This window comes from Mycobacterium angelicum (assembly GCF_002086155.1).
GTDB classification, from domain to species: Bacteria; Actinomycetota; Actinomycetes; order Mycobacteriales; family Mycobacteriaceae; genus Mycobacterium; species Mycobacterium angelicum.
Genome location: NZ_MVHE01000004.1, coordinates 121,715 through 143,312, shown reverse-complemented (window position 1 = coordinate 143,312; position 21,598 = coordinate 121,715). Strand labels below are relative to the sequence as shown.

Here is a 21,598-nt window from a genome sequence, read left to right as displayed (position 1 = left end):
CACAATCGTGACCGACACAGACCGAGCATTGTCCTTACGGGGCCGGCGCGCGGAATGCGCGGCCCTGCAACGGTTGACGTCGCTGGCCCGCTCCGGTCAAAGCCAGGTGCTCGTGCTGCGCGGCGAGGCCGGCATCGGCAAGACCGCGCTCCTTGACTTCGTTTTCGAGAACGCATCGGGCTTTCAAAAGGCCCGGGTTGCGGGTGTCGAGTCCGAAATGGAGCTCGCGTTTGCCGCGTTGCAACAACTCTGCGCGCCACTGCTGGACTGCAGTGATGCGCTGCCTCCTCCGCAGCGCGACGCGCTGGACGTCGCGTTCGGCCGCAAAGGCGGGTCGCCGGCGGATCGATTTCTGGTCGGGCTGGCGGTCCTGACGTTGATCGGCGCCGCGGCCGAACGCCGGCCGCTGATCTTTGTCGTCGACGACGCGCAGTGGATCGACCACGTCTCGGCTCAAACACTCGCGTTCGTCGCGCGCCGCCTGATCGCCGAGCCCGTCGCCATGATCTTCGCGGTGCGCGACGGCTGCCAGAACGGGCGGGCCGACGAGCTCGCCGGCTTGTCGGAGCTGACCGTCGCCGGCCTGGCCGCCGGCGACGCGCGCGCCTTGCTGGACTCGGTCGTCCTGGGCCGGCTGGACAACCAGGTGCGCGACCGCATCGTCGCCGAGACGCGGGGAAATCCGTTGGCCCTGCTGGAACTGCCGAAAGGCCTGACCGTCGAGGAGTTGGCCGGAGGTTTCGGGCCACCGGATGCGCGACCGCTGGCCGGGCAGATCGAGCAGACGTTCCTGCGCCGGATCCAAACGCTGCCCAGCCACACCCAGCAGCTGTTGCTTACCGCCGCCGCGGAACCGGTCGGTGATGCCGCGCTGCTGATGCGTGCCGCCGAAAACCTCGGAATCCCACCCGATGCCGCGTCGGGCGCCGAAGCCGCGGGACTCATCGACGTCGGGACCCGGGTTCGGTTCCGCCATCCCCTGGTGCGTTCGGCGGCATACCGCGCCGCGGACCTGATGCAACGCCGGCGTGCCCATCGCGCGCTGGCCGAGGCCACCGATTCCGAGTCCGATCCCGACCGGCGTGCCTGGCACCTCGCCATCGCGGCCGCGGCGCCCGACGAGTCGGTGGCCCGCCAACTCGAGCACTCCGCCGAACGCGCGCAAGCCCGCGGCGGGGTGGCCGCGGCGGCCGCCTTCCTGGAGCGCGCGACCCAGCTGACCGCGGACCCCGTTCGCCGCGGCGCTCGGGCACTGGCCGCCGCCCAGGCCAAGCGCGACGCGGCGGCCTTCGATGCCGCCGACGACCTGTTGACGATTGCAGAATCAGCGACGCTCGACGAGCTACAGCGGGCCACGGTCGCGCAATTGCGCGCGCAGATCGCCTTCGCCCGCAGCCGCAGCGGTGAAGCGGACGCGCCGACCGTCTCCGACTCCGCCGCCGGACTGCTCGATGCCGCCAAAAAGCTTGAGGCACTTGATGATGCGCAATCGCGGGAGACGTATCTGGCTGCCGTCGGGGCCGCGTTGTTCGGTGGCCGGTTGTGCCCGCACGGCGGTATTACCATGACGGCGACGGCCGCCCGCTCGGCACCGCCAGGGCCAAAACCCGCCCGGCCGGTCGATTTGCTGCTGGACGGCATCACACTGCGCGTTACCGACGGCCACGCGGCCAGTATGTCGGCGCTGCGCGAGGCGCTAAGCCTCATCCACGCGCAGGCCGAGCAGAGCGCCGGCGACATCATGGGCTGGTTCTGGCAGGCCTTTCCCATCGTGCAGGAGTCCGCGGCCCATGAACTGTGGGACGACGACGTCTGGCATCGACTCGCCACCCACGCGGTGCGGCTGGCCCGCGATGCGGGCGCACTGGCCGTGCTCCCGCTCGCCTTGGTTTACCGCGCGGGGGTGCACGCGCAGGCGGGCGAATTCGCCGCGGCTTCGGCATTGATCGAGGAGGCCAACGCCATCACGGCCGCAACCGGTTACGCGCCGCTGAAATACCACTCGGTGCTGTTGGCGGCGTTGCGCGGGGTCGAGACGGACGCCGTGAGCCTGATCCAGACCGCGTTTGCCGACGGAGTCGCCCGCGGTGAGGGCCGAATAATCGGGTTGACGGGTTACGCCAAGGCCGTGTTGTACAACGGCCTGGGCCGCTACGACGACGCCTTCAGTGCTGCCCGGCAGGCATGTGAAGACGAGGATTTGGGCCTGTTCGGCTGGAGCCTCGTCGAGCTGATCGAAGCCGGCGTTCGAAGCGGTGATCCGCAGGCGGCGCGCGATGCGCTCGGCCAGCTCGAAGAGCGGGCGTTGAGCAGCGAAACCGATTGGGCAGCAGGGGTTTTGGCGCGTTCCCGAGCCCTGCTGGCCCACGACCAGGTGGCCGAACGCGATTACCGCGAGGCCATCGACAAGCTCGGGCGGACCCGGATCGCCGTGCACCTCGCCCGCGCCCGCCTGCTCTACGGAGAATGGCTGCGCCGCTGCAATCGCCGCGTCGACGCCCGTGAACAGTTGCACACCGCCCATGAGATGTTCACGCGCATGGGTGCCGAAGCCTTCGCCGAGCGCGCCCGGCGCGAGCTGCTGGTCACCGGCCAGAAGGTGACCAAGCGCTCGGTGGTGTCGGCCGGCGAGCTCACGGCCCAGGAGGCGCAGATCGCCAAGCTGGCCGGCGAAGGACTGACCAACCCCGAGATCGGGGCGCAGTTGTTCATCAGCACCCACACCGTGGAGTGGCACCTGAGGAAGGTGTTCGCGAAGCTGGGCATCAAGTCGCGCCGGCAATTGCGTGGCGTGGCGACTACGGACTGACTACGGACTTTCAAGGGTTCGCACGACCGGCCCCGTGGGCGATGCTGGAAAGGCCAGTTCATCGCGCAACCTTGGGGAAGGCTAGGTCATGAAGGTATTAGTCATCGGCGGCAGTGGGCTCATCGGATCGCAGGTTGTCGCCATGCTCACAGAACTGGGACACGAGGCCGTCCCGGCGTCGCCGAGCTCGGGGGTCAACACCGTGACCGGGGAAGGTGTTGCCGACGCCGTCGCCGGAGTCGACACGGTCGTGGATGTGTCCAACTCACCCTCCTGGGCCGACGACGACGTGCTGAACTTCTTCACCACCTCGACGCGCAACCTGCTGGAAGCCGAACGGGCCGCCGGGGTGCGACACCATGTCGCGCTCTCGATCGTCGGCGCCGACCGCGCGTCCGAAAGTGGCTACATGCGGGCCAAGGTCGCCCAGGAAAAGCTGATCGCCGAATCCGGGGCGCAGTATTCGATCGTGCGCGCGACCCAGTTCTTCGAGTTCGTCGACGGCATCGCCGATTCGCTGACCGAAGGCGACACGGTTCGTGCGCCGCACGGTGCATTCCAGCCCATTGCCGCCGCGGACGTGGCTACCGGCGTCACCCGCGCGGCGATCGGACGACCGGTCAACGGCGTGATCAATATCGCCGGCCCGGAAAAACTCGGAATGGACGACTTCATCCGCAACCGGTTCAGCGCCACGGGCGACTCGCGCCAGGTGGTGACCGACCCGACGGCCCGTTACTACGGCGCCGTGCTCGACGAGCGCAGCATCGTTCCCGTCGAAGGTGAAGACGTCACGATCTTCGAGACCCGCTTCGGCGACTGGGCCGCCGCACACCTATCCGGCGCTGCGCGTTAGGAATGCGCCATGGAGTTGCTCGACCACACCGCGGTGGTCACCGGCGCAACGGCGGGCATCGGACTGGAGTCGGCGCGTCTGCTGGCAAGCGAAGGAGCCACGGTCATCATCACGGGCCGAAACCAGGCCCGCGGCCAGGAAGCCGCCGATGCCATCGGCGGCAAGGCCCGGTTCGTCCAGGCCGACATGGCCGATGCGGAATCGGTGAATTCGCTTGTGCAGCAGTGCGGTGAGGCCGACATCATCGTCAACAACGCCGCCAGCTTTCCCGCAGCGCTGACCATTGACCAGGACATGGGCGTCTTCGAGGCGATGTTCGACACCAACGTGCGCGGCGCTTACTTTCTGGTCGCCGGCCTGGTCCCGGGGATGGTTCGGCGGCGGCGCGGCAGCATCGTCAACATCACCACCATGGCCGCGTTCAAGGGGATTCCAGGTGCATCCGGGTACAGCGCCTCCAAAGCCGCTTTGGAGTCGCTGACCCGCACCTGGGCCGCCGAATTCGGGTCGAGTGGCGTGCGGGTGAACAGTGTCGCGCCGGGCCCGACTCGCACGCCGGGCGTCGCCGCCGAATGGGGCGACACCAACGAAGAACTCGGCAAGGCGCTCCCGCTGGGCCGCACCGCCTACGCCGCCGAGATCGCCGAGGCCGTGCTTTTCCTCAGCTCGCCGCGCGCCAGTTTCATCACCGGGTCGACCCTGCACGTCGACGGTGGCGGCGCTGCCGTCTGAGAATCGTTACTAGGCAATCGATCTCAGCGAGCCGAACGCGGCACCACCCCAACTGGGCGGCACCACCAACCGGCCGACCACCACACTGGCGCCCCACGCCGCCTGCACCGTGGGCTTGGGCGAGCCGGCCATCGCGGCCGAGGTCCCCGACGGCGTCATGCTCGCCGGGGAACTTATCGCCGCCGCGAACGGCCCTATCGCCGAGACGAAGGGCCGCAATCGAAGCAGGCTCGTCATCGCCGCGCTCGACGACGCCGACTGCACGGGGTTGCCGAGACTTCGCAGCGCCTGGGGAATGCCGGACATCGCTTGGGCCAGGGCGTCTGGTGTGTCCGCGTCTGCGTCCAGTCCCGTCGGCCCGGGAATGTTTGCGCATGACATCGGCGGCCGCAACGGGTCCAGCGTCGCCGCGGATGCCGAGGCCCCCGCGTAGCGATACATCGCGGACGCGTCCTGCGCCCACATCTCGCCGTAGTCGGCTTCGAGGGCGGTGATGGCCGGCGTATCTTGGCTGATCACATTGCCTTTGATCAAAGATGCCAGGCGAGCACGGTTTTCGTCGATAACCGGCGGCGGCACGGTGGCGACGCACGCATTCTCGAACGCGCTCGCGGCGGCCCTGGCCTGCCCGGCGATGGCCTGCGCCTGGGCTGCGGTCCCGGTCAGCCAGCCGAGGTAGGGAGCGACCGCGGCGACCATCGCGTCGGAAGCCGGACCCTGCCACCCGTCGTCGGTCAGCGCCGTGAGCGTCGAATTGTAAAGAGCCGCAGTGGCATACAGATCATCGGCCAACTTATCCCAAGCCGCGGCAGCGACCACCATGGGCTCCGAGCCGGCGCCCGAGTACATCCGGGCGGAATTGACCTCCGGTGGCAATTCCCCGAAATCCATTTGGTCTTACCTCCGAGTGGCTGCCCGAATTCAATCGCGTTGGCGCTCTTCATAACTATGCGGTGCAGGCTGCCGGGCTATTGCGGCGAGAGTCGGCCGAAATCGTTACCGAGCCGTTGACCAACCGATGCAACCCGGCAACGGTGGCCAAGCCCACCAGCACCAGACCGCCCCAGACGAGTTCGTCGGCGTTCAGGCGGTGTGCCGCCGACATCAGCGATCCCACCGCGAGGTTGCCGACCAGGATTCCCACCCCGACGATGGTGCTGTAGAACCCGTAATGCGTCCCCACCAGCCGGTCACCGGCGAGTGCGACCACCGTGCGCATTTCGAAGGGGAACAACGCCGCAGAGGCGATGGCGAGCAAGCTCGCCGACAGCAACAACGCCACCACCCCGGCCCACGTGCCGAACCGCTGGCCGTCCGGGACTATCAACAGTGGCACGAAGGCGGCCGCCAGGATCATCGCCCCGGCAGCCAGGCTTCGCCCGGTTCCCAACCGCGCGGCCAACCACCGGGTGAGGCGCAGCTGCCCGGCGATGGCGACCAACCCCGATATCGCGAACATCGCTGCCACCAATAGGGATTGGTGACCTGGAACCAACACGGACGCCTGCATGGGCAGCGCGAGATATATCTGGAACGACAACACATATGCGCCGGTCATGACGGCCGCGAACCACAGGAACGGCCGGTTACGCACCACCGTTCGCCAATCCTGAAGTATCGAGGTCTTCTCGCTGCCCAACTCGGCCGTGTGCTGCGGCAGCGCCACCAGCTGCGCGACCGTCAGCACCGCGAACACCGCCGCCGCGCCCAGCACGGTCATCCGAAAATCGAACGCCAACAACGCCAGTCCCACCAGCGGCCCGAGCAGGATGCCGGACTGGTAGAAGATGTTGAACATCGCGAACGCCTCGACCTTGCGCTCCCCGGCGTCGGCCGCAACGTAAGCGCGCACGGCCGGGTTGAACAGGGCGCCCGCGAAACCCGTTGCCGCCGAGGCAATCAGCAGACTGGGCAAGGAGTGTGCGACGGCCAGCAGGGCAAATCCGCCGGTGCGGATCAGGCAGCCCGCCACGATCAACGGCTTGTAGCCGAACCGATCGGCCAGGGTGCCTCCGGCGAAGAACATGCCCTGCTGGGCGAAATTGCGTACGCCCAGCACCAGACCCACCGCCCACGCAGCCAAGCCCAGTGGGCCGGCCAAATAGTCGGCCAGATAGGGCATCAGCATGTAGAAGCCGATGTTGATGCCGAACTGGTTGATCATCAGCACCTGGCTGGCCCGGTTGAAGCTGCGGAACTCGGCAACCACGCCCATCACGCCACCGCCTTGGCCGGGTTGACCACCGTGGTCGTCCGAGTCCACCGGGTAACCACCGCGGCTGAGGGAGAGGCGATCTCGTCGGGTTCGCCGGGCGGCGGTCCGGCGAGCAATTCGTGGTCATTGCAGTAGTCGTCGTTGTAGATGGTGTCGAAGTAGCGCTGCGGGCCGTCGGGGAAGATCGCGGCGATGGTCGTGTCGGACGTGGAGGTCCGGGCGGCCCATCCGGCAACCAGAGCGACGGCTCCGACGCTCCATCCGCCGCTGGCGTAGTGGGTGGCCGCCATGTTCCGGGCCGCCCAGACGGCCTCGGCAGGTGCGACCCAGTGCACCTCGTTGAACGCGCCGTAGTCCACGTTGTCGGGATAGATGCTCGAGCCCAGGCCGCGCATCAGCCTGCTTGTCGCGGGTTGGCCGAAGATGGTCGACCCGATGGTGTCCACGCCGATCAGCCGCAGGCGCGGGTTGAACTCCCGCAGCACCCGTGCCACGCCGGCCGAATGACCGCCGGTGCCCACCGAGCACACCAAGACGTCGATGCGCCCGAGCTGCTCTACCAGTTCCAGCGCCAGGCCCCGGTAGGCGTCGACGTTGTCCGGATTGGCGTATTGGTTGGGGTTCCAGGCGGTGGGGTCGGCAGCCATCAGCGCAGCCACCCGGTCCTTGCGGGCCTGTTGCCAGCCGCCGACCGGGTGCGGTTCGGTGACCATGTCGACACGGGCGCCGTAGGCGGTCAGCATGCGCGCGATGATCGGTTCCAGGCCCGGATCGGTGACCAGGGTGACCGGATGCCCGTACACGTTGCCGGCCAGCGCGAGGCCCAATCCCAAAGTGCCGCTGGTCGATTCGATGATGGCGCTGCCGGGGAGCAGGTCGCCGCGGGCGCGGGCCCGGTCCACCATGTGCAGCGCGGGACGGTCTTTCATCCCGCCGGGGTTGAATCCTTCGAGCTTGGCCCAGAATCCACTGTCGGCGGTGCCGACCGGGCCTGACTCGCCGGAGACCCAGAGCACCGGGGTGTTGCCGACCATAGTGCCCGGTTGCCGATTGCGTCCGGGGGTGAGGTGATAGCCCTCGGGGATGACGCGGATCCGGTCACGGGCCGGACGCGGCCGCACCGAGGTGACGTGGGAACGGTTGGGGATGAGGATGCGTGGGTTGTTCATGTTGTCGTCGCTTCTGCATCGGGGCGCGCGGGAATGCGCGGCAGGTTGATGTCGGTCAGCGGTCACCAGCGGTGGTGAATGGCCACCAGGGCTTGGCGCTGACCGGTCAGCGACGTGCCAGGCAGAACAGAGTCAACAAGTCTCGGCCGGTAAGAATGGACGACAGCACCGCGGGCGGGCCTCGCCCGGCCGGCGCGATCAGGAAGGCGAACACAGCGATAGCCGTAGCAGTCACGACGGCGGCGGCCGCCTTGGTTTCGGCTGCCGGGCGCGGCAATACCACGGTCGCAAACTGCTTGGGGCAAGATGGGTTGTCCGTCAGGTGCGCATGGTTGGTGTTGACCGCGAACTCCTTGCCCACCGATGTCACCAGGGGGTGAGCGGAGTGCGTCGCGTGTCGATGGATCTGCGGAAGCCAGCACTGCGCGGCTATCACGGCGACCACCCAGGCCAGCGCGACCGCGACGATCGCGGCTCGTGTCCAGACCCGGCGGCTTGCCATGGCGGCCACTGTATACCCCCGAGGGGTACCCTGTAAAGGTGGACTTGCGCTTGCGCGATGCCCGATGTCCTAGCAGGGTACAAAGCGCAGGGCCGAATCAACTTACAACGAGGAGCGGTTAATGCCGGTACTGCCAACGAGTGGTAACCCCTTCGGCGGAGTACAGCTCAGCAGGCGCGGCTTTATCGGCGCAGGTATCGCCGGCGGCTTCGCGCTGGCGGCGTGCAGTCGAAACAAGACCCCGTCACCGGCCGCACGAATGGCCGCTGCGATCGACGCCGCCGAAGAGGCCCGGCCGCACAGTGGCCGCACGGTGACCGCCCATTTGACCCCGCAGCAGGCAGTGGTCGATCTGGGTGGGCCGATCGTCCACACGCTGGCCTACGGCGACGCGATCCCGGGACCCCTGATCCGCGCGACCGTCGGCGATGAGCTGGTCGTGTCGGTGAGCAATCGGCTCGACCATCCAACGTCGGTGCATTGGCACGGCATTGCGTTGCGCAACGACATGGACGGCGCCGAGCCGGCAACTCCCAACATCGGGGCCGGTCAAGACTTCACCTACCGATTCTCCGTGCCGGACGCGGGCACGTACTGGGCTCATCCGCACACCGGGCTGGATGCCGACATGGGACTCTATCTCCCGGTGATCGTCGACGATCCGACGGAGCAGGGCCATTACGACGCCGAATGGATTGTCATCCTTGACGATTGGACCGATGGAGTCGGCAAGAGTCCGCAGCAGTGGTACGACGAGCTGACCTCGCCGAACAAGCCGACCACCGAAAGCATGCCGCCGACGAGCACGACTTCCACCTCGACCTCGACCCCAACCTCGACTTCAACCTCGGCCTCGCCTACCTCGACTTCAACCTCAGCGACCTCGACTTCGACTTCGACTTCGACTTCGGCCTCGCCGACCTCAACGACAGGCATGCCGGGGATGCCCGGGATGCCGGGCGGTGTCGGCACCAGTGACCTACTCGGCGGTGACGCCGGCGACATCGCGTATCCGTACTATCTGGTCAACGGCCGGATTCCGGCCGCCCCCACCACATTTAACGCCAAGCCCGGGCAGCGCATCCGCATCCGCTTCATCAACAGCGGGTCCGACACGGCGTTTCGAGTCGCGCTGGCCGGGCACACGATGACGGTCACCCACACCGACGGTTACCCGGTCATCCCTACCCCTGTCGACGCACTACTGATCGGCATGGCCGAGCGCTATGACGTCGTCGTGACCGCCGGCGACGGCGTCTTTCCATTGGTGGCGGCCGCCGAGGGCAAGAACGCCGTTGCCCGGGCGCTGCTTTCGACCGGATCCGGCAGCGCGCCCGATCCGCAGTTCCGCCCGAATGAACTCAACAAACGGGTGGGTACCGTCGAAACCTTCATCGCCGCAACATCTGTCAATCTGGGCCGGCCCGAACCCAACCTCGACCTGCCGGTCGTACTGGGCGGAACCATGGCGAAGTACGACTGGACTATCAACGGCGAGCCCTACAGCAGCACCAAACCATTACACATACGAGAGGGCCAGCGTCCCACCCTGACGTTCGACAACACCACGATGATGTGGCACCCAATTCATTTGCACGGCCACACCTATCAGGTGATCAAGTCCGACGGGACACTCGGCCCCCGCAAGGACACCGTCATCGTGCTACCCAAGCAGAAGGTCCAGGTCGTCCTGTTGGCTGACAACCCCGGCACGTGGGTTATGCACTGCCACAACACGTATCACCAGGACGCCGGCATGATGACCCGGCTCGACTACACACTGTGACGGCGGAAGAAGTCCAGCAGTAGCTCGTTGACGGCGCCGGACCGCTCGATCTGCGGGCAATGCCCGGCGCCGTCGACCACGACCGAACGCCCGCCGGGTATCTGAGCGGCGATTTCCGCGGCCCAGCCGTCGGGCAGCAACTTGTCATTGCCGCCCTCGATGATCAACGCCGGAACAGCAATTCGCGCATAGGGCCGCGTACTCGACGCAATGCTCGCCGGCGCCGCATTGGGCCGGCGAAAACGCGCCGCCGCCACCGCTTCCCACGCTCCGGGCGCAATACTCGACTCGTAGCGCCGCCGCACATAGTCCTCGTCGGCCGGATAGCCGGCGTCATGGAACAGCGCCTCGACGATGCGCCGCATGGCCGGCCGGCTCGCGTCGTACTCCTGCAACGCCGCAAAGTGCTGATTCTGCTGGATCTCTCCCCCGCCGCAGATGATCGCCATGCTGCGGATCGGCAACAGCGGTGCCTCCGAGGTCGCGTCGGTGAGCAAATTGATCGCGCCCATCGAGTTGCCGACGAAGTGCGCTCGGTCGATGCCAAGAAGCCCGCATAACCGGGCCACATGGCGAATCCGCATCGCCCTGCTATTGACGAAGTCGATAACCTTCGCGCTCTGCCCGAATCCGAGTTGATCGGGCGCCACCACCCGGTATTGCGTTGCGAGCGCGGCGATGTTGCGTTCCCAGCCCAATTCGGCACTGGCCCCGAACTCGCCGCCGTGCAGCAAGACCACCGGATCGCCGTCGCCGGCTTCCAGGTAGCTGGTCTGCAGGCCGTCGACCTCGACGGTGCTGCGCTGCACTCCGATCACTTGATTGCGATCGGATTCACCGGAGAGCCAACGCCGCCGACGACCCGCAAAGGCGGCGCAATGAGCTGGAATTCGTACACGCCGTCGGCGGCACAGTCGGCGGCCAGCGCGGTGAGGTCCCAGTACTCGCCGAGCATCAGCCCCATGTCGCGCAGGCACAACAAGTGGAAAGGCAAGAAGAGGCCGTCGATTCCCGAGACCGGATCTTCGACCTGCAGGTTGTCGGCGGCGATGGCGGCGATCTCGTGATCGTGCAGCCACTGGGCGCATCGCCAATCCAGACCGGCATAGGGTTCGGTCTTGTTGCCCGTCATGAGAAACCTCGCCCACCAACCGGTTCGGACCAACACGATATCGCCGCGCTCCAAGGACATTCCCTGCGCACGAACCACGTCGTCGAGTTCTTCGGGAGTTATCGGGTTTCCGTGTTCGAGGAACACCTCCGCGCCACGGTGGCGCACCAGGTCCAGCAGCACCCCGCGCGACGTGATGCCCTTGCTGTCCACCTTGTCGATGCCGCAGTGAAAGGCACCCAGGCTGGTCACCGAACCGGCCGGGAAGCCGTTGTAGAGCTGGTCCTCGTAGTAGACGTGTGAAAACGCGTCCCACTGGGTGGCCGCCTGCAACGGCATGATGATCATGTCGTCGTTGAAGCGGAACGGATTGTCCACCAGGTAGTTGCCCATCTGGTCGGCGGTCGGATTCTGAGTCCAGCCCGGCCCGTAGCGGGCCAGTGTTTCGGCGTCCCCGCCGTCGATGGTCATCACATGGATGGGGTTGTGCCGAAACCCGAAGGCGCCCTGCGGTCCTGAGGAGCCGAACTCCACCCCAAGCGGGAACACCTTGCCGTGGCGGACCAGCGCGGCGGCCTGGCGGACCTTCTCGGCAGTGATGAAGTTGAGGGTGCCCAGCTCGTCGTCCTCCCCCCACCGGCCCCAGTTGCTGACATCGCGAGCGGCCTTGCGAAAGTCGGTCATGCTGGCCACGGATCCACTCCTTCCTGTTCTTCCGGGAGGTCGCGGGCTATCGTCGCGCCGACATTCCCGCCGTCGACCCACACGACTTGACCCGAAATATAACCGGCCGCAGGACTATTCAGAAACAGCAGCACGGCGGCCTGCTCGGCGGGATCCGAAACCCGGCCCAGCGGCTTGGCGATGTCGTCGAGGAATTCAGGTCCGTATGCGGTGCGCAACTGGTCGAGGATCGGCGTTTCGGTGACGCCGGGACCGGTGCAGTTGATCCGGATGCCGCGCGCGCCGAGAGCTGTGACACTGCGCATGGTGTAGAGAATGACTGCTTCCTTGGACAATTGGTAGCCGCTGCCCAGCGCGTCGGGGTTGGCGGCACACCACTGAATGCCGTCCTGCATCGTGGCGGTGTTCAGCAGCGGAGCGACCTGTCGCAGGTGATCGCGATACCCCGATGCCGCGAGCGACGAGACGCTCACGATCGCCGAGCCGGCGGCCATCTGCGGGATCAGCGCCTCAGTGATGTGGCGCAGTCCCAGGAAGTTGGTGGTGACAATCAGCGGCGGGTCGCCGATGCCCGATGAGACACCGGCGACATTGAACAGGGCATCGATTGGCCCACCGATGGACGCGACGGCCTGGTCGATCGACGCCGGGTCGGCCAGGTCAACTTCGTGAAAGTCGTTGAGCGCGAAGGGGGGCCGGCGTTTGTCCAGTCCGACGACGTGTGCGCCCAGTTCGGTGAGCTGCTGTACCACCTGCGCGCCGATGCCAGAGGCACATCCGGTCACCACGGCACGGCGGCCGTCGTAGCGCCACAGTTCGTCCAACGGTCAGCCGTGTTTCCGTATCACTTGCCCTGCTCCTTGAGACGCTGCGCCGCCTGCACGCGGCCCTCGTTGATCTCGGCCATGGCCTCGGGGATCTCGCTGGCGGTGAACTTACCGCCGCGCCCGGTCGGCAGGCCACCGAAGGAGTAGTTTTCGTCGAATGGCGGGATTTCAAAAGGTCTGGACTCCGGCCGGCGAGCTTCGATTTTTTCGATGACTGGGGCCAGGCGTGCGGCCTTGTCGGCTACCGCCTTCGCCTCACGCTCGATGAATTCGGGCAACACCTCTTTGCCCATCAACTCGATGGACTCCATGGTGCCTTCATGACTGCGCGGGTTGAGCAGCAGAATGATCTCGTCGACGCCGCTCTCTTCGTAGCCCCGCAGGAACTCGCGCACGGTGGCCGGTGAACCGATCGCGCCGCGGCCGGGTCCGTAGGCCAGCGTCGGATCCTTTTCCACCTCTTCCAGATACCGGTCCCACACTCCGGTGCGCCCAGGGGTGTGCACACCTGTCATGTAGTAATGCATGATTCCGAACGAGAAGAAGCCGCCGCCCTGCCCGAGACGCTGCAGCGCCTGCTCGTCGGTTTTGGCGACCATCATCGACAGGTCACCACCGATGGCCAGGATGTTCGGGTTGATCGCCGGGGTGACGGGGACGCCGTTCTCCTCGAACTCCTTGTAGTAGCCATTGACCCGCTCGGCTAGCGGCCCGGGGCCGGTATAGGCGAAACTCAGTGCGCCGATGGCCTTTTGGGCGGCCATCTGCACGCTGGCCGGTCGCGTGCAGGCGACCCACACCGGCGGGTGCGGCTTCTGCAGCGGCTTGGGAACGACATTGCGGGCGGGCATCTGGATGTGCTCACCCTTGAATCCGGTGAACGGCTCCTCGATCATGCAGCGGATCGCGACCTCGAGGGCTTCCTCCCATTGCGCGCGCTTGTCGGCCGGGTCGATGTTGAATCCGCCGAGTTCGCCGACGGACGAGGATTCCCCGGTGCCGAATTCGACGCGCCCGTTGGATATCAGGTCGAGGGTGGCGATCCGCTCGGCCACCCGGGCGGGATGGTTGACCGCCGGCGGAAGGTGCATGATGCCGAAGCCCAGCCGGATGTACTTGGTGCGCTGGCTGGCCGCGGCCAAGAACATCTCCGGCGCGGTGGAGTGACAATACTCCTCAAGGAAGTGGTGCTCGGTAAGCCAAACCGTGGAAAAGCCCGCCTTGTCGGCGGCTTCTACTTCGTCCAGGCAATCCTGCAGCATCTGGCACTCGTCGTCGGGGGCCCAGGGCCGCGGCAACGCGAACTCGTAGAACAGTGAAATCCTCATCCAGTTACCTCCTATGAGCATTAAAGGTCTGCGTCGCAGCGTGTTTGGCTGCGACAAAGCCGAATGTCATGGCCGGCCCGATGGTGGCGCCGGCACCGGCATAGCTGCGGCCCATCACCGGCGCGCTGGTATTCCCCACCGCATAGAGCCCGCGCACCACGGTGTCGTCGGGCCGCAACACCCGGGCGTATTCGTCGGTGCGCAGGCCGCCGGAGGTGCCCAGATCGCCGAGCACGATGCGGAACGCGTAATACGGCGGATCGCCCAGCGGATACAGGTTGGGGTTGGGTAGGGTCGGGTCGCCGTAGTAGTTGTCGTAGCTGCTGTCGCCGCGGTTGAAGTCGTCGTCGTGGCCCTTGCGCGCCAGCTCGTTGAAACGCCTTGCGGTCGTTAGGAATTCGTCAGCCGGTACGCCGATCTTGCTGGCAAGTTCGTCCCAGCTGGACGCGGCCTTGACCACACCGGAGTCCAGCCAGGCCGCCGGTACCTTGCGGCCGGTGGGTACTGGCGCGCCCGGGATCTTCGGGATCGGCAGGTGGCCGCCGACCACGTAGCGGTTGAAGGAGCGGTGATCGGTCACCAGCCAGCACGGGATGTGGGTGACCCCGGACTTTTGGCCCTCGATCATGGCGTGGCCGAAATCCATGTACGGCGCGGCCTCGTTGATGAAGCGCTTGCCGTCGCCGTTGACGATGAACTGGGCCGGCATCATCCTTTCGTTGAGCATGAATTGCATTCGGCCGTCCGGCCATTGGATGGCAGGAAACCACCACGCCTCGTCCAGCAGGTCGGCGGCGGCGCCGACGCGCTGGCCCGCCCGGATGCCGTCGCCCATCGACGCGGGGTTCCCGAAGCTCCAGTCTTGGTCGACGAGTGGTTGGTGCTCTTTGCGCCACGCCAGATCATGGTCGAAACCGCCGGAGGCCAGGATCACCCCGCGCTGTGCCCCGATGCGCTGCGTAGTGCCGTTGCGATCCAGCAAGGCGCCGGTCACCGATCCATCGGCGTCGGTAAGCAACTCCGCCAGCGGCGAATTCAGCCACAGCGGAATTTCGCGGTCCTTCATTGCCAGCCGCAGCCGCGCCGCCAGCGACTGCCCGATCGCCGCGACGCGCTCCCCGAAAAGCCTGGCCCGCACCATGCGCGAAACCAGCTTAACCAGCACGCCTTTCCCCGCCCACGACTGGCGGATCCGGTAGAAGGACCGTAATTCCCTGGGGCCCAACCATATTCCATTAGGCGCCAGCGCCAGCGGCTTGAGCAGTTTGTCCTCGTCGTCACCCAGCTTGCGCAGATCAATGGGCGGCACGTTGATGGTGCTGCCCAGCTCGGAACCGCCCGGCAGTTCGGGATAGTAGTCGGCGTAGCCCGGCTTCCACACGAATTCCAGCCAGGGGCTGAGATTTTCCAGAAACTCCAGCATCTGCGGCGCCGACTCGACGTATTGCCGGATGCGCCGTTCACTGACCAGGCCGTCGGTGATCCGGCTCAGGTAACCAACCACGTCCTCGGGGTCGGGGACATAGCCCGCTCTGCGCTGGGCAGGCGCGCCCGGCACCCAGATGCCGCCGCCCGACAGGGCGGTGGAGCCGCCGAACTGACCGGACTTTTCCACCACCAGCACGTCGAGTCCGGCTGCCGCAGCGGTCAGTGCGGCTGTCATGCCGCCACCGCCGGAGCCGACCACCAGCACGTCCACCAGGTGATCGAAGTCGCCGACAAGTTCAGCACTCATGCGACCGGCGCCGCCGTTCTGATCGCGAACCCGGCGATCAGGTCCGGGGCCTGCTTGTAGTAACGCACCGCGGTCTGATAACGGCCCGCCGTGGCCAGAGCCGCGAAAGCCGCCACCCATGTTCTGATTTCATGCGCGGAGGTGCCGCCCTCATGGACGACGAACGAGTTGGACCAGTGGTCCAGATCGGCGAGGTGTCCGCCGTCGACGACCTCCAGGAAGTGCTGATCCCAGGCCGGGTTGAGCGGTTGCAGGTCGCTGTCGCCTCCGGCGAAGTTGCGGGCCGCATCGATCACCGCGGTCTGGCGAGCTTGGCGCTGCTCGGAGGTCATCGGTTGGCCATGGACGATCCGGTCGATCACCGCCGGACCGGCGGTGTCCAGCGTGGGCACCGGAGGACTGTGCGATAGTCCCCCCGACCCGAGTAGCAGCACCCGCTTGTCCAGTGTTGCCAGGAACTCGCCGGCCGCGGTGCCTAGCGCCCGGCAGCGATGCAGCGGTCCCAACGGAACGCCGATCGCGTTGATGAAGATCGGGATCACCGGGACGGCCGTGGCCGAACCGAACAGCTTCTGCAGCGGCTGCACGGTGCCGTGATCGACATCCATGCCCGCCGACACCGCGACGTCGACACCCGCCGCGAGCACGGCCTTCGCGCATTCCGCGGCGAGCTCCCCGGGGACGTCGAGCGGACCTGCGTGCGTGCCGTAGTCACCAACTCCGTTGGCGCGCAACCCGATACAGTACGGTGGCATCACCTTGTAGAAGAACCCGTTGTAGTGATCCGGCGCGAAGACGACGACCAGCTCGGGGTCGTAGTCGCTGACGAACTCGCGCGCCTGGCCTATAGCGGCATCGACGTCGTCAAGCAGATCCTGCGGCGGCCCCGGTAGATTCAGCAGCGGGCTGTGTGACATACAGCAAAGAGCCAGTGGCACGGTCGGATTCACCTCCTCCGGGAGTAAGTGTGAGCGCATCGACCAGCGATGCGCTCAGCTCCGCAGCGAGCTGGGCGATACAAGCGCCGGCGATGCAGCGATCCGGGCGCAGGAACAACACCGATTCCTGGTGGGCGTCGAACCACGCCTTGAGCTCACCCGTGCGATCGCCCACTATGAGGACGTCCGGATCGTCCTGCCCGGTCCACTGCATTCCGACCAGCGGGCGGACGGTTACCAGCCTGGCGCCCAACGACTTCCAGCCACCGAAAGCGTCCTCGCCGAGGATCTTGCGCGGGTTGTTGTTCCAGCACAACACCGCGAACCAATCGCCGAGCACGTCGTCGAGCAGCACGTCCTGCTGGGTGCGGGTATCGACGCGGGGCTGGATGAACAACGTGCCGACGGGCGAGGACGGGTCGCCGGGGTCGGTGTGCACCACCGCGCCGCGCTCGTAACGTGGCATCGGCTTGAACCGCATCTCGAGCACATAGCGCTTGAGCGACGGGACAATTGAAGCAGAGCGCACCAGCAGATCCCGGGCCGTGGTCACCCGGCGGTTGGTGGGCGAGATCACCCGGCCCACCATGGTGGACAGGTCGATCATCGCCCGGGCATGCTTGCGGCGCTCCACATCGTAGGTGTCCAGCAGCGCGTCACCGGCCCGGCCAGTCACTACGGCCGCCAGCTTCCAGCCCAGGTTCGCGGCGTCCCGGATACCGCTGTTGTAGCCCTGCCCCTGCCACACCGGCATCAGATGCGCGGCGTCGCCGGCCAGCAGCAGCCGCCCGCTGCGGAACGCGCCGGCGATCCGCGAGTGATGGGTGTAGACGCGGCGCCGGATCACGTCGACCCGGTCCGGATGCGGCACCAGCCGCGCCAGCATGCGCGTCAGGAAGGCCGGATCCTGCGCCTGCTCGTCGGTCTCGTCGGCGTGAATCATGAACTCGAACCGGCGAATTCCGTGCGCGATCGAGATCGACGCATAGGGACGTTCCGGGTCGGCACCGACCTCGCTGTTGGGGTGACCGAGCGGATCGTTGGCGATGTCGACGACCAGCCACCGGGTCGAGGACGTCGTCCCGTCGAACGACACCCCCATCATCCGGCGCGTCGCGCTGCGACCGCCATCGCAGCCGACGACGTAGCGGGCGCCTACCGTAGCGGCCTCGCCGTCACCGCCGAGTTCGACGGTCACCGCGTCACCGTCTTGCTGGCACGACGTCATCGGGCGACTCCACCACACTTCGACATGCTCGAATCTGTCCAAACCGGCCAGCAATTCGGCATCGACGAGCGGCTGCACGAAGCCATTGCGCTTCGGCCAGCCGAAACGCGCGTCGGGCGGGGCCATTTCGGCCAGCACACGGCGTTTGGCGTCGACGAACCGCAGAATCTGGTTGGGCACGGTGTGCGGCAGGATGCGCTCGACCAGACCGATCGACTGAAAGGTACGCAATGCCTCGTCGTCCAGCCCCACACCGCGCGGGTAGTCGATGAGCGTGGCGCGTTCGTCGACGACCAGCGTCCGAACACCTTGCCGGCCAAGGATATTGGCCAGGGTCAACCCGACCGGGCCCGCGCCTACCACCAGCACATCGACCGCGGCCATCAACGACCCAGCAGGAAATCGAGGTGCAGGCGGTTGAAGGTCTTGGCGTCCTCATACTGCGGCCAGTGACCGCAGCCCGTCATCACCTCGAAGCGCGCACCCGGGATCATCGACGCGATGCGGCGGCCCTCGGGCACGTCAGCGGTGGGGTCATGACTGGTCCAGAGCACCAGGGTGGGGGCGGTGATGACGCCGTATTCCGCTGGCCCCAACAGGTTTCGGGCCCGGATCTGCGGGTCCTGCAGTGCCATGATGTCGCGCATCGCCGCAACGAATCCCGGTTGACGGTAGATCCGTTGCCGGCTGGCCACCAGATCGTCGTAATTCTTCGACTTGTCGGCCATCAGCCACTTGATCCGCGCCTGCACGGTCTCCCAAGTGGGGTCCTCGGCGGCCGCCATCGACAACGTGATGATCCGCTGCATCACCGCCGGGTCGGCCTGTGATCCGCCGGCGGTGTTCAGGACGAGCCGGTCGATCACGTCCGGGTGGTCCACCGCGGCGCGTGCGGCCACCCAGCCTCCCAGCGATTCGCCGGACAGGCTGATCCGCGCCACCCCGATGGCGCGGACTACCGCCATCAGGTGTTCGACGTAGTGGTGGATTTCCAGCGGATGGCCCGGCTTATCCGTATAGCCGTGGCCCAGCATGTCGATCGACCAGGTCCAGAAATGCTCGGCGTGCGCTGCCAGGTTGCGAACATACGCCTCGGCGTGGCCGCCGGACCCGTGCAGCAACACCAACACCGGTTTGCCGGGTTCACCCGCGCGCAGGTAACGAGTCCGGATTCCGCCCGCGTCCAGATAGCCCTGCTGGAACCCAACGCCCTGCAGATCACTCCAAACGCTCTCGAACTCCACCACAGTCCCATTCTGTGCTAATATCGCACGCTAATGTGCGATATATATAGAGCTTCGCCCGCGCGTCTGGGTCTGTCAAGCCTGTGACGGGGGCTCAGGCGGGATCGCAGACCCTGGCCAGGGGCCTCACCGCGCTGCAATTGGTAGCCGCCTCCCCGGCCGGGCTCACCATGCAGGAGGTGGCCGATCAGGTCGGCGTGCACCGGACCATCGCCTACCGACTGCTGTCGACGCTGGCCCAGTTCCGCCTGGTCGCCAAGGGCGAGGACGGACGCTACCGGCCGGCGTCCGGGCTTGCGGTGCTGGGCGCGTCGTTCGACCACAACGTGCGCCAACTGTGTCTGCCGACGCTGCGCGGCCTGGCCGACGAGCTGGGCACCACGGTGTCGTTGCTGATCGCCGAGGGCGACGAGCAGGTGGCGATTGCCGTCATCGTGCCGACTCAGGTCGCCTACCAGCTCGCCTTCCACGAGGGCAGTCGCTATCCGCTGGACCGCGGCGCCGCCGGCATCGCGTTGCTGGCGTGCATGCCCCCGCGTCCGGGGGAACGAGATCTGGTCACCTCGGCCCGGGAGCGCGGCTGGGTTACCACCCACGGCGAGATCGAACCGAACACCTACGGTCTGGCGGTCGCCGTGCACCGGCCCGCGACGTCCCCGCCGACCTGCATCAACCTCATCTCCCACCGCGAAGACGTGGTGATGCGCGGCAAGGACGCCGTCGTCAAGGCCGCACAGCAGCTGTCCGCACTGCTGAGCTGAAGGGATATCAGGGCATGAGGTGGGACGAGGAATGCGACGTGGTGGTGCTCGGTACCGGCGGCGCAGGCCTCACCGCCGCGCTGACGGCGGCGCACTGCGGCGCCGCGGTTCAGGTGTACGAGAAGGCCGCAACTGTCGGCGGCACCACGGCGGTGTCGGGCGGAATCGTGTGGATCCCCGCCCATCGCCGCTGCCCCGACCGGGAGTTGACCATCGCCGACGCACTGCAATATCTGCGCGCGCAGTCGTTGGGTTCGATGGATGACGCCCTGGTGGAGACGTTCGTTCGGACCGGTCCGGCAATGCTCGACTTCGTCGAGGCACACAGCGGCCTGCGCTTCGACATCGCCGAAGGCTTCCCCGATTACCAGCCCGAATTGCCCGGCGGACAACCTACCGGAGGCCGCTCCCTGAGCGCGGCGCCCTTCGATCTCAACCGGCTGGGCGACTGGGCCGGGCGGATCACGTCGTTCCCCGCCGACTGGTCCAATGTCGGTTTCGACGCCGAGACCAGGGCCCGTCTGCACGCCGACATCGAGCGCTCGGGCGAATTGTGCGTGGCCGGCACCGCACTGATCGCCGGGCTGCTGGAGGGCCTGCTCGACGCCGGCGTGGCGCCGGCGACCAAGGCGCGCGCCGAGGAACTCATCGCGGAGTCCGGCGAAGTCACCGGGGTGCGGATCGCCCACGACGGGCGGGACATCACCGTGCGCGCGCGGCGCGGCGTCGTACTGGGCACCGGCGGCTTCGAATGGGATCCCGTTCTGGTGCAAGCCTTTCTGCGCGGCCCCATGCACGGCGCGGTTTCACCACCGAACAACACCGGTGACGGGCTGCGCATGGCGATGGCGCAGGGCGCCGACCTGGCCAACATGGGCGAAGCGTGGTGGGTACCGATCGTGCGCATCCCCGACGACACCATCGACGGCAAACAGCGCAGCCGCAGCGTCCGGCTGGAACGAACCCGGCCGCGCAGCATCATCGTCAACCGGGCCGGGCGGCGATTCGTCAACGAGGCCTGCGATTACAACTCGATGGCCGGCGCGTTCCACTACCTCGATCCCCGCAACGGCTACGTCAACGATCGCGGCTGGATAGTCTTCGATTCAATCCACTTGCAGCGCTATGGATTTCTGGGCGTTGCTCGCGGGGAAGCGGTTCCGCAATGGTTCTGCGAATCTGCCGATCTGGCCGAATTGGGCGCAAAGACCGGCATCGACGCCGACGGCCTGGCCGAAACCGTCGCGCGCTGGAATCGCAATGTCGCCGCGGGTTCCGATCCCGACTTCGGCCGCGGCTCCAGCGCCTACGACGGCTATTGGGGCGACGACAGCGCGAGCACCGTCGCCGGAAAAACCCTGGGCCCCATCGACAGCGCCCCCTACTATGCGGTGCCGGTGTGTGCGGGCGCGATGGGAACCAAGGGTGGACCCCGCACCGACCGCGACGGCCGGGTGCTGCACGTCAAGGGCCAAGGCGAGCCCATACCCGGACTGTTCGCCGCGGGCAATGCGATGGCGGGAGTGACCGGGCGGGCATACGGCGGTGCCGGCGGAACCATCGGCCCGGCAATGGTTTTCGGCTATCGCGCCGGATACGCCGCGGCCACCGGGAAGTCCGTCGACCAGCAGTAGTCCCGGGAATCGGGTGTGAATTCAGGGCTTTCAGTGTGC

At 66.8% G+C, this 21,598-nt stretch carries 18 protein-coding genes; 6 read left to right on the top strand and 12 right to left on the bottom strand.

Features of this window, described 5'->3' with window-relative positions:
* Positions 1–7: 7 nt before the first annotated feature.
* From BST12_RS04565 to BST12_RS04555, 3 genes are all read left to right on the top strand, one after another.
* Positions 8–2,809: a helix-turn-helix transcriptional regulator gene (locus BST12_RS04565; RefSeq protein ID WP_083111811.1), complete on the top strand. Its 2,802-nt coding sequence runs from the start codon at positions 8–10 to the stop codon at positions 2,807–2,809.
* Positions 2,810–2,897: 88 nt separating this feature from the next.
* A complete protein-coding gene (locus BST12_RS04560) occupies positions 2,898–3,665 on the top strand; it encodes an SDR family oxidoreductase (protein ID WP_083111810.1) in 768 nt (255 codons plus the stop codon).
* 9 nt (positions 3,666–3,674) lie between these two features.
* Positions 3,675–4,397 carry an SDR family NAD(P)-dependent oxidoreductase gene (locus BST12_RS04555; protein ID WP_083111809.1) on the top strand — a complete coding sequence of 241 codons (723 nt, stop codon included), beginning with the start codon at positions 3,675–3,677 and terminating at the stop codon, positions 4,395–4,397.
* 9 nt (positions 4,398–4,406) lie between these two features.
* On the opposite strand, the gene BST12_RS04550 is transcribed toward BST12_RS04555, so the two are convergent.
* From BST12_RS04550 to lpqS, 4 genes are all read right to left on the bottom strand, one after another.
* Positions 4,407–5,288, bottom strand: a complete 882-nt coding sequence (locus BST12_RS04550) for a PPE family protein (protein ID WP_083111808.1) — start codon at positions 5,286–5,288, stop codon at positions 4,407–4,409.
* Between the two features lie 55 nt (positions 5,289–5,343).
* The gene (locus BST12_RS04545) at positions 5,344–6,612 is read right to left on the bottom strand and encodes an MFS transporter (protein WP_083111923.1); all 1,269 of its coding nucleotides are present in this window, start codon (positions 6,610–6,612) and stop codon (positions 5,344–5,346) included.
* On the bottom strand, positions 6,612–7,733 hold the full coding sequence (locus tag BST12_RS04540) for a PLP-dependent cysteine synthase family protein (RefSeq protein WP_139801493.1): 1,122 nt from the start codon (positions 7,731–7,733) through the stop codon (positions 6,612–6,614). The genes BST12_RS04545 and BST12_RS04540 overlap by 1 nt, the downstream gene beginning before the upstream one ends.
* A 154-nt stretch (positions 7,734–7,887) precedes the next feature.
* Positions 7,888–8,283 carry a putative copper homeostasis (lipo)protein LpqS gene (lpqS, locus tag BST12_RS04535; protein WP_083111806.1) on the bottom strand — a complete coding sequence of 132 codons (396 nt, stop codon included), beginning with the start codon at positions 8,281–8,283 and terminating at the stop codon, positions 7,888–7,890.
* Between the two features lie 121 nt (positions 8,284–8,404).
* Between lpqS and BST12_RS04530 the strand changes: the two genes are divergently transcribed.
* Positions 8,405–10,069, top strand: a complete 1,665-nt coding sequence (locus BST12_RS04530; RefSeq protein WP_083111805.1) for a multicopper oxidase family protein — start codon at positions 8,405–8,407, stop codon at positions 10,067–10,069.
* Here BST12_RS04530 and BST12_RS04525 read toward each other — a convergent pair.
* The 8 genes from BST12_RS04525 to BST12_RS04490 are packed head-to-tail and all read right to left on the bottom strand — an operon-like array spanning position 10,057 to position 19,167.
* The gene (locus BST12_RS04525; protein ID WP_083111922.1) at positions 10,057–10,884 is read right to left on the bottom strand and encodes an alpha/beta fold hydrolase; all 828 of its coding nucleotides are present in this window, start codon (positions 10,882–10,884) and stop codon (positions 10,057–10,059) included. The genes BST12_RS04530 and BST12_RS04525 overlap by 13 nt on opposite strands.
* Entirely contained in the window at positions 10,884–11,873 is a 990-nt protein-coding gene (locus BST12_RS04520; RefSeq protein WP_083111804.1) for a cyclase family protein, read from the bottom strand. The genes BST12_RS04525 and BST12_RS04520 overlap by 1 nt, the downstream gene beginning before the upstream one ends.
* Positions 11,861–12,688, bottom strand: coding sequence for a coniferyl-alcohol dehydrogenase (locus BST12_RS04515; RefSeq protein ID WP_083111803.1), 828 nt, complete (start codon positions 12,686–12,688; stop codon positions 11,861–11,863). The genes BST12_RS04520 and BST12_RS04515 overlap by 13 nt, the downstream gene beginning before the upstream one ends.
* A gap of 20 nt (positions 12,689–12,708) precedes the next feature.
* Entirely contained in the window at positions 12,709–14,019 is a 1,311-nt protein-coding gene (locus BST12_RS04510; RefSeq protein ID WP_083111802.1) for an LLM class flavin-dependent oxidoreductase, read from the bottom strand.
* A 4-nt stretch (positions 14,020–14,023) separates the two neighbouring features.
* Positions 14,024–15,754, bottom strand: coding sequence for an FAD-binding protein (locus BST12_RS04505; protein WP_083111801.1), 1,731 nt, complete (start codon positions 15,752–15,754; stop codon positions 14,024–14,026).
* A complete protein-coding gene (locus BST12_RS04500; protein ID WP_245850057.1) occupies positions 15,751–16,671 on the bottom strand; it encodes a 3-carboxyethylcatechol 2,3-dioxygenase in 921 nt (306 codons plus the stop codon). Before BST12_RS04500 ends, BST12_RS04505 begins: the two co-directional genes overlap by 4 nt.
* Positions 16,619–18,304: a bifunctional 3-(3-hydroxy-phenyl)propionate/3-hydroxycinnamic acid hydroxylase gene (locus tag BST12_RS04495; protein WP_083111800.1), complete on the bottom strand. Its 1,686-nt coding sequence runs from the start codon at positions 18,302–18,304 to the stop codon at positions 16,619–16,621. Before BST12_RS04495 ends, BST12_RS04500 begins: the two co-directional genes overlap by 53 nt.
* Positions 18,304–19,167: an alpha/beta fold hydrolase gene (locus BST12_RS04490; protein ID WP_083111799.1), complete on the bottom strand. Its 864-nt coding sequence runs from the start codon at positions 19,165–19,167 to the stop codon at positions 18,304–18,306. The genes BST12_RS04495 and BST12_RS04490 overlap by 1 nt, the downstream gene beginning before the upstream one ends.
* Before the next feature lie 80 nt (positions 19,168–19,247).
* On the opposite strand from BST12_RS04490, the gene BST12_RS04485 reads away from it, so the two are divergent.
* Both BST12_RS04485 and BST12_RS04480 read left to right on the top strand, forming a co-directional pair.
* Positions 19,248–19,925 (top strand): IclR family transcriptional regulator, encoded by a 678-nt coding sequence (locus BST12_RS04485; protein ID WP_083111798.1) that lies wholly within the window; start codon positions 19,248–19,250, stop codon positions 19,923–19,925.
* A gap of 14 nt (positions 19,926–19,939) precedes the next feature.
* Entirely contained in the window at positions 19,940–21,559 is a 1,620-nt protein-coding gene (locus BST12_RS04480; protein ID WP_083111797.1) for an FAD-dependent oxidoreductase, read from the top strand.
* The last annotated feature ends 39 nt before the right edge of the window (positions 21,560–21,598 follow it).

Coding starts and splice junctions, on each gene's coding strand:
- BST12_RS04505 (WP_083111801.1), bottom strand. CDS start 15,754: ATGAGTGCTGAACTTGTCGGCGACTTCGATCACCTGGTGGACGTGCTG.
- lpqS (WP_083111806.1), bottom strand. CDS start 8,283: ATGGCAAGCCGCCGGGTCTGGACACGAGCCGCGATCGTCGCGGTCGCG.
- BST12_RS04530 (WP_083111805.1), top strand. CDS start 8,405: ATGCCGGTACTGCCAACGAGTGGTAACCCCTTCGGCGGAGTACAGCTC.
- BST12_RS04560 (WP_083111810.1), top strand. CDS start 2,898: ATGAAGGTATTAGTCATCGGCGGCAGTGGGCTCATCGGATCGCAGGTT.
- BST12_RS04480 (WP_083111797.1), top strand. CDS start 19,940: ATGAGGTGGGACGAGGAATGCGACGTGGTGGTGCTCGGTACCGGCGGC.
- BST12_RS04550 (WP_083111808.1), bottom strand. CDS start 5,288: ATGGATTTCGGGGAATTGCCACCGGAGGTCAATTCCGCCCGGATGTAC.
- BST12_RS04500 (WP_245850057.1), bottom strand. CDS start 16,671: ATGTCACACAGCCCGCTGCTGAATCTACCGGGGCCGCCGCAGGATCTG.
- BST12_RS04495 (WP_083111800.1), bottom strand. CDS start 18,304: ATGGCCGCGGTCGATGTGCTGGTGGTAGGCGCGGGCCCGGTCGGGTTG.
- BST12_RS04555 (WP_083111809.1), top strand. CDS start 3,675: ATGGAGTTGCTCGACCACACCGCGGTGGTCACCGGCGCAACGGCGGGC.
- BST12_RS04545 (WP_083111923.1), bottom strand. CDS start 6,612: ATGGGCGTGGTTGCCGAGTTCCGCAGCTTCAACCGGGCCAGCCAGGTG.
- BST12_RS04510 (WP_083111802.1), bottom strand. CDS start 14,019: ATGAGGATTTCACTGTTCTACGAGTTCGCGTTGCCGCGGCCCTGGGCC.